We start from the raw sequence: 2,314 nt of genomic DNA, 5'->3' as shown, positions 1-2,314 counted from the left end.
CACCGCCTCCTGCATCACCGACTACCTGAACCGGTTCCAGGCCAACGGCTGGCCGCTGGTGATCGGTGAGTTCGGCTGGCAGTTCGCCTCCGGCGGCCCCACCATGACGCCAGTGCCCGTTCACGACCTGTACTTGGGTGCAGGTAAAGCGGGGTGCAAGCCTTAACGACACGTGGTCGTCCGGTCGACAAGCTGTAACCATGCTATCTCGGATGGGGCGCTTCTGTTATCGGCGGCGCTGGTGGGTACTCGGGGCTTGGCTCCTGGTCATGGTCATCGGCGGCGCGGCCTTCGGCCCGCTGTTCGGCAGTCTGGCGCTCAACAAGCCCTCGCAGGGCATGGAATCCAACCTCGCGCGTCAAGTCCTGACCAACGAGGGTGACTACTACGACAAGCTGGTCGCCGTCGTGGACGGCGGCGACGTGCGCTCGTCCACCACCGTCGCGGCGATGGACCGCGCGGTCGACGACGTGCGCGACATCGGCGGCATCAAGACCGTGGACGAGCCGGTCGTGTCGTCCGACGGCACCGCCGCGCAGATCACCGTGCGCTTCGGCAAGATGCCGAAGGCCGACAAGAAGCAGGTGCTCCAGGACGTCTCGCAGCGGCTGCACCGGGTGGCCGACGAGGTCACCGGCGCGGAGGTCGTGATCGGCGGCGACGAGCCGCAGGCGCAGGAGACCAACACCACCTCGGGCAAGGACACGCTGCGCGCCGAGCTGAGCACGTTGCCGATCATCCTGATCGCGCTGATCATCGTGTTCGGCGGGATCCTGGCCGCGTTGCTGCCGCTGATCGCCGCGATCGCCGCGGTCGCCGGCTCGTTCGCGATGGTGCTGCTGTTCTCCACGTTCCTCAACCTCGACAGCACGGTCATGTCCGTGGTGTCGCTGCTCGGCCTCGGCCTGTCCATCGACTACGGGCTGCTGCTGGTGGCCCGCTACCGGGACGAGCTGGTCGCGGGGCACGCGCCGGACGAGGCGGCGGCGCGGACGTGGGCCACGGCGGGCCGGACCATCCTGTTCAGCGGCCTGATCGTGTCGGCGGCGTTGAGCGGCCTGCTGGCGTTCGACGTGCCGCGGTTGCAGACCATGGGCGCGGCGGGCATCTCCGCGACGCTGATCGCGATGGCGGCGGCGCTCACGTTGACCGCCGCGATGCTGGGGTTCTTCGGCAAGCGGATCCGGCCGTCGGCCAAGGCGATCGCGAAGGCGTCCCGGGCGGACAGCGCCGAACGCGGCGGGTTCGCCCGGATCGCGCGGTTCACCCAGCGACGGCCGATCATCGTCACGCTGGTCGCGTCGGCGGTCCTGCTGCTGCTCGCGCTGCCCGGGCTCACCACCACGGCCAAGCTGCCGCAGCTGGCCGGGCTGCCGCGGGACGTGATGGAGTCCGCGCGGGCGGCCGACGTGCTGGAGGGCAGGTTCGGCGTCGCCGTGCAGCCGCCGGTCGTCGTGGTGGCGCGCACCGGTCCGGCCGAGCTCGACGCGTGGGCGCGGCGGTGGCAGGACGACCCCTCCGCGCCCCGGGCCCGTCCGGCGGCGTCGACCGGTGACAACCTGTCCACGGTGGCCTTCGACATGGCGGGCGACAGCCAGAGCCGGGCGGCGCAGGACTTCGTCGTGCGGGTGCGGGCCGACCGGCCGCCGGGTGGCGAGTCGTGGGTGCTCGGTGACGCGGCGGTGATCGTCGACCTGTGGGACAAGACGACCGAGGGCCTGCCGCTCGCGATCGGGGTCGTGCTGCTGTCGATGTTCGTGCTGCTGTTCCTGATGACCGGCTCGCTGGCCGTGCCGATCAAGGCGATCTTCATGAACGTGCTGTCGCTGGGCGCCACGATCGGCGTGATGGTGGCGATCTTCCAGCACGGGTTCCTGTCCGGTGTGCTGGACACGTTGGTGGTGGGTGGGCTGAGCCCGTACATCCTGCTGCTGGTGTCGGCGTTCGCGTTCGGCTTCTCGATGGACTACGAGGTGTTCCTGCTCGGTCGGATCAAGGAGCACGTCGACGCGGGTGAGGACACCGACACGGCGGTGCGGCGCGGGTTGCAGCGCAGCGGTCGCGTCATCACGTCGGCGGGCGCTCTGGTGCTGATCGTGTTCACCGGCTTCACGATCGCGGACCTGGCGGACGTGGAGGAGCTGGGCATCGGCCTGTTCGTGGCCGTGCTGATCGACGCCACGATCGTGCGGTGCGTCCTCGTGCCGTCGACGATGACGTTGCTGGGCAAGTGGAACTGGTGGGCGCCGGGGTTCCTGCGCCCCATCCACGACCGCTTCCGGCTCAGCGAGCACGAGACCCCGAGGACCGAGCG

The 2,314-nt window shown here is 70.0% G+C and carries 1 protein-coding gene; it reads left to right on the top strand.

Translation table 11 applies throughout. The features are described 5' to 3' along the window. Positions 1–269: 269 nt before the first annotated feature. A partial coding sequence (locus tag AB0G02_RS35805; protein WP_360803573.1) for an MMPL family transporter occupies positions 270–2,314 on the top strand: 2,045 nt, incomplete at its 3' end.

It is taken from the genome of Actinosynnema sp. NPDC023658, from assembly GCF_040639995.1.
Classification (GTDB): Bacteria; Actinomycetota; Actinomycetes; order Mycobacteriales; family Pseudonocardiaceae; genus Actinosynnema.
This window is presented reverse-complemented; position numbering and strand designations above follow the sequence as displayed.